This window comes from Sulfoacidibacillus thermotolerans, assembly GCF_003144315.1.
Lineage (GTDB): Bacteria > Bacillota > Bacilli > Alicyclobacillales > SLC66 > Sulfoacidibacillus > Sulfoacidibacillus thermotolerans.
Genome location: NZ_MPDK01000048.1, coordinates 1 through 5,649 on the forward strand (window position 1 = coordinate 1; position 5,649 = coordinate 5,649).

5 protein-coding genes and 1 riboswitch are annotated in these 5,649 nt (G+C 47.8%); of the genes, 4 read left to right on the plus strand and 1 reads right to left on the minus strand.

What is annotated here, in order from left to right; translation table 11 throughout:
- Positions 1-98: 98 nt before the first annotated feature.
- From BM613_RS13785 to BM613_RS13795, 3 genes are all read left to right on the plus strand, one after another.
- Positions 99-419 (plus strand): hypothetical protein, encoded by a 321-nt coding sequence (locus BM613_RS13785; RefSeq protein WP_181363189.1) that lies wholly within the window; start codon positions 99-101, stop codon positions 417-419.
- 69 nt (positions 420-488) lie between these two features.
- Positions 489-572, plus strand: a riboswitch (cyclic di-GMP riboswitch).
- Between the two features lie 46 nt (positions 573-618).
- Complete coding sequence (locus BM613_RS13790; RefSeq protein ID WP_109431746.1) at positions 619-1,740, plus strand: hypothetical protein; 1,122 nt, start codon at positions 619-621, stop codon at positions 1,738-1,740.
- Positions 1,741-1,933: 193 nt separating this feature from the next.
- Positions 1,934-3,814: a transglutaminase-like domain-containing protein gene (locus tag BM613_RS13795; RefSeq protein WP_109431747.1), complete on the plus strand. Its 1,881-nt coding sequence runs from the start codon at positions 1,934-1,936 to the stop codon at positions 3,812-3,814.
- Between the two features lie 76 nt (positions 3,815-3,890).
- On the opposite strand, the gene BM613_RS13800 is transcribed toward BM613_RS13795, so the two are convergent.
- Positions 3,891-4,397, minus strand: coding sequence for a 6-carboxyhexanoate--CoA ligase (locus tag BM613_RS13800; protein WP_109431748.1), 507 nt, complete (start codon positions 4,395-4,397; stop codon positions 3,891-3,893).
- 233 nt (positions 4,398-4,630) lie between these two features.
- Here BM613_RS13800 and BM613_RS13805 point away from each other — a divergent pair, with 233 nt between their 5' ends.
- Entirely contained in the window at positions 4,631-5,092 is a 462-nt protein-coding gene (locus BM613_RS13805; RefSeq protein WP_109431749.1) for a hypothetical protein, read from the plus strand.
- Positions 5,093-5,649 lie beyond the last annotated feature (557 nt).

Genomic DNA, 5,649 nt, shown 5'->3' on the forward strand with positions numbered 1-5,649 from the left:
CAGCCTGTGGAGAGGATGTAAGACCTGCTATCACAGAGGCAGCCTCAACGAAGCAGGAATTCAACGTCAAAGCTACCTATGCGTAGATTTGGGTAAGTTTGGAAGAACGGTTGACATTGAGTATCTCGCTTATTATTGCAGCACTTGCTTGGTCGATAACGAGTGGCAAGCTGTTTTTGATTCTTCATTCGACGCTTGGAATTCTTTTGCTTGGACTGTCAGTCTTTTATCTAGGTGTTGCACATCGCGCAAATGCGGTGGGGGCTATCCTTATCGGATGGCTTGGGCTGCTTGCAATACTCTTTGCCGCGGTAAATGGTGTGCTCTTTTTGCTGGCTCAACAAGCAATCAATTCAGTATGGATGGCTGCCGGGTTTGGCGTGGCGATCATGTTGTACGCGATTGGGAGCTTTGTGTGAGCCGGCTCTTTCATTTTAGATTAGACAAATCTATAAGACTATGATATAAGGAAGATATAAGAACAAGATTCACGATAATGGCACACTCGGCGAAAGCCGGGGCCGCAAAGTTCCAGACCTAAGGCGCAAGGCTATGGTGGCTGAACTGCCGAACGAGGCTTGTTTTTTCATGTGTTCGGGAAAAAAGGAGGGTCATCTGATGAAAAAGATCAAGAAAACAGCTGCCGCATTGGTCACTTTGACCATGACGGGATTGATGATGAGTCCGATTGCAGCATTTGCAGATAGCCACGGAGATCAGGGAGATGGTGGCGACTCGTCGTTTTCCTCCTCGTTCAATCTTCCGATTTCTGGAGGAGATTATCAGGATCACAAGGATGGGCAAGACCACAAAGACCATAAAGATCAAAAGGACAACAAAGACGGGAAGGATCAACAAGATCAAATGACGTCTGCAGATGTGCTCAAAGTCGTTGCAGAATATGAGGCTCGCGTTGCGCAAGCAAAGCAGCAATATGAGGATGCGTTAACACAGGCAAAAGCTGCACTCACGACAACAAGTACGGCACAAAGCACAGATACCGCTACGACCGGTTCAACAAGTACCACTTCGACGCCTGCAGCAACTACGGATACGTCTGGAACGCCAAGTAGCAGCACAACGGGAACGTCTAGCACCACTGCGACGAGTACCTCTACGACGAGTACCTCTACGGATACAACAGGTACGACAACTGCACCTACTCAGCCTGCTCCGTCAGCATCTCCTACGTCGCCAGCAGAAGCTGCGCTTGTAGCAGAATTGCAATCTTTGATCACTTCACTGCAGCAAGGTGCGTCGCCATCGCAGGTTATGGATGCGTTAGATCAAATTCAACAGGATGCAAAAGCATTGAAGAAGTCTGAGCAAGATGGCCATGATCTTGCAGCATTAATCCAAGCCAGTGAGCATGCTACACAGCGTGCAGCTATGCAATATGAGCAAGAGGATCGGATGATTACCGCGTTCGCAAAACTAGATGCGAATCTACATATGCCTAGTAAGGCATGGGGGCACTTTGTAGATGCTAGATTACATCAATTTATTGAACAGGCAAAACACTATATTAAAACTTTACATCACTGGACAGAAAAACTAAATGAAGCAGATCAAGCGAGTGTCTCTAGTGACAGCAGCACGAGTACAGATCAAAGCTCATCTAGTGATAGCAGCTCTTCTTCGACGAGTAGTGGGACAAGTAGTACACCGACGACGAGCAGCACCTCTACGACCCCATCACCGGGAACAGCCACGGTGACAACAACACCGACTACAAACTGATCAGAAAAAGATTTCTGCTCTATACGCTCCCCTGACGACTCGCACGCAAGGAAATATGAACTTGCGTGCGAGTCGTGCATTCTACAATTTCACTGGTTGACGTCTCAAGTGGAAACTGATACTTTCTCTTTATTCGTAGCTTCCTTGTTGCTTACGAGGGAATCATCAAACAAAAAGAGAAGGTGGCTGCGAAGTGAATGTTCATCGCTACCGGACTTTGGAATCTAAGAAACGAGGTCGTATGTACTCAGGTGCAACGGTTGCACTCTCTGTGCTGTTGAGTATGTCAATGGCAGATTCTGCATTTGCAGCTACTTCTGAGCAATCTGTACATGTCGCGGCACGTACGGATGTTGCGACGTATGCGTCGCTTCGTTTTTTGATGGGGAATTCTTCTAAACTGACGGTCGTGTATCTGATTGCGGAGCCGACACGCGCAGCAATGCATCCGATTTGGATCGGTCTTTTGGCGAATCATGATTTTACGCAAGTAGCCAATCAAGTGGTTCTGACCGCCAGTGGCATTCAGTTGCTCAATCACCGTTTGCGCACAGGAGAAACGTATCGCATGCGGGTTTATGGCATTGCCGATGGACGGCTTGTCGGTATGGCGTCTTGGCAGCGGATCGTAACCTATACGGTTCCGCGTGTGCAAACGCCGCCTCAAAAGACACAAGTCTATACGGGATTGCAGAGTGGTGATGGGCAAGCGGTCCCTGATTTGCCTCTACCTAATGCGGCGACTTCTGATCAGCAGGATTTTGCGCGCGCGGATTCTTCGTTTTACCTCTTTGCTGATACGCAAGACCCACTTGCCACGTCAGCTTCATCAGGTGCGCCGCTGACTGCCTTACAACCTGGTCAGTCGCTCACGCTTGTGGCATTTAATCATCGACGCGATGTGGTCAATCGCCAAACGACGTGGATTGTGAACAGTCCCTATGCGACGATTGTGCGCAGTACAGGAACTTTGGTCGATCAGGGAGACGAGAAACAAGTTGCCTCTGCAACATTTGTAGCAAAAAGGCCGGGGATCTATACGATTCAAGCAGTGGATCAAGGCCGATATAGTGTGCCGCTCGTGATTACTGTGGGGTTGCAAGAGTTGAAAAGTATTCCGTTTGCGCAGCCGACCGCTTCGATGGGCGTCTTGCCCTTGCCAAGCGGCCTGCCTTCGACCGCTCCCGTGCAAGCAGGCGCGATCACCTATACGCCGTATCCTGCACAGGGCATGTGGATTCCTGTGGCGGGTCAGGCGCAAGGGTTGACAGGTTCGATTACTGTGTTGCTGCTGACCTCAGGCAATGAGTGGAGCTATCGTTTACCTGTTGCGGCGGATGGATCTTTTTCAGGGTTTGTCGAATCGCCTTTTACGGGTGCAGTCAGCGTAGTGCTCGTCCCTCATTTTCTACAGACGTTGACGGCGACACAAGGGACGATTCCAAGTGCGGATTTAAACGCCCAGTACTCTGTTACGACTTCTGGTACAGCGCCAGCGTTGACCGCGGAGGCGCTGCTCTCCTCAGCGACGATGGACAACAACTTACATCCACCTTATCTGCGTGTGGCAGATGCGTTGATTGAAAATTCGCCATCACTAACGGCGGCAATTGAGGCGATTAATAATTATGCAAGTGAACTCATTGTCTATAATAACGCCGAGTTGCAGCCGGGTAAGTATGTTTGGCAAGATGCACTTACCACCTATCATACACAGTCGGGCGTCTGTGAAAACTATGCGCAATTGGCAGCGTCGATGCTTCGCTTAGTGGGGATTCCGACACAAACGGTTGGCGGTTATGCAAACAGTACATGGACGAAGCCAAACCCTTCGGATACCAATCCAAGTGATGCGCATGAATGGATTCAATCGTGGAACGGATCGCAGTGGGTGATCGCGGATCCGACGTGGGCTTCTGGTGATCAACCCGTAAACAACCAGATTACCAATGAATTTTTTACTCAGACGACATCGTTTACGCAAACTCATGTGGCTACACCCGATTCGACGGGGACTGATTTTTCTGCTTGGACGTTGCCTCTTCGCATTGCGAATGAAACGACGCGCAGGTAGTTGAATAAGATCCCTTGCCAACAGCTACTTAGCAGCGAGCTCTCTAAGTAGCTGTTGTGTCGTTTTCCTCACATTTCTAAACGCCCTTGTTGGAGTCAGGCAAGCGATTTACCAATGTGACTTGTTGTTCGAGGCGATAAATTAGTTCTTCGCTATTTGCGCCTGTTCGAATAAAAAAAACGCGACCCCCCATTGGACTGCCTAAGGGCTTGAGATGCGTGATTCGCGCATAACCGATCAGGGGACTTGCCACATAGCCGGTTACATAACTCGGGTCATCGGACCAACACAATTCAGCGATGATCTCAGGTTGGGCAGCTACCTTGCTCGCGAGTGCGAGCGCTTCCCACACTCTTTGGCGAGCGAGTCCCAAAGGGTTGACTTGATGGCGCCAGTCATCCAGTGTGGCGGGATCCCAATCTACTCTTGAGACGCGTACGCCGCGCTCAGTATCTGGCTCTAGCCGTACACATTGTGCAGAATCGAGCAGTACGGCTCCGCGCATTACCCGTCCTCCAGGAGCTGGTCCACCTTTGATCAGTTCTATTTTTGAAGAACGCATCCGTATACTGTATTTTTCCATAGTCTCACTCTTTCTTCAGCGTTGAATCAATGTCGTTCAGGGGACAAGGTCTTACTTTCGAATGTGACTGGGAGCGATTCGCAGCGCCTATAAAAACGTTTACTTGTTGTCCTTTATCAAATGTGCCGTATGTTATTTTTGGGTGCTAATCTTTAGATTTAATACTTTTGTGTAAAAAGAACTGGTGTTTGATACGTTAAAAGAAACTCGTGAATGCAGGAGGCGAGTTTCTGATGGATATAGCCAATCAAAAAGAAGGCGCATGTGTCGCTTGGTGTGTGAGTGTCATTCGCCATGCGGCAGTGCATGCAAAACGTCGTGAATCGCGGTTCTCGCGAGAAATGGCGGTTGCAGAACCCTCTTGTCCAAATGGGTGGAATCCCGATTTGGCAGCTCGTGCAGACTATACTTATGGATTTTGGATGTTGCATGGACCGAATGGATCTCCAAACGGAAAAACGGATTATGAGTGGGGACAAGAGCAAGGATATGCTGCAGAAATGTCGTGGAATAATCAAGGATGCTGTGGGAGAGTATCCGTATTTGCGGACATTGAACCTGATGGAACGACCAATCAATGGCTGACTAGTGGAAGTTTGAGTGATCAAGGTAGAAATTTAGAAGTATTAAAAGGATTTGTTGATGCTTTAGTTAATCCTCCGAGCGATTCGCCAATCCCCTCTACGAGAAATTAATTGCTTTGAGAGGGGATTGGTTTTAAACATAGATGCCAAAACGAAGAAGTGGATTGCTCCCAAAAAACAACTTTCTTTTGATAGATACTCAATCCATATGTTGATACTCCAGATTGAGAGAGTCTGTTTTTTACCCAAATAGATCCTGCATCGTGGGTAGTATAAAGTGTCAAGTCGTTTTGGATAAACCATTGTGTGGGACTTAAAAAAGCAATATTTTTGGTTGATATAGGTAATTTAGGGGTACGTCCGATAAAATTCCAACTGTGGCCTGCGTTTTTTGTGAGAAAAAAATACAGTCTACTTTGCTTTGAGGAACACAAGACGTTAACTGGGAGAATGCCTACTTGATCATTAAAAAAATGAGGTGGAAATGGAAAATCAACTGAGGAGATGTTTTTGAAATAAGGAATTTTGGGTGAAAAAAGCGGGATAGAGCTCCATGTTTTACCACCATTTTCTGATTCGTAGAACTTATGATCAGGTCAATTACTTGATGTGAATCCAACGGTAGGTGTGATAAATTTTATCCAGAGCTGACCGGGGAACGCTTTAGT

Coding starts and splice junctions, on each gene's coding strand:
- BM613_RS13790 (WP_109431746.1), top strand. CDS start 619: ATGAAAAAGATCAAGAAAACAGCTGCCGCATTGGTCACTTTGACCATG.
- BM613_RS13800 (WP_109431748.1), bottom strand. CDS start 4,397: ATGGAAAAATACAGTATACGGATGCGTTCTTCAAAAATAGAACTGATC.
- BM613_RS13805 (WP_109431749.1), top strand. CDS start 4,631: ATGGATATAGCCAATCAAAAAGAAGGCGCATGTGTCGCTTGGTGTGTG.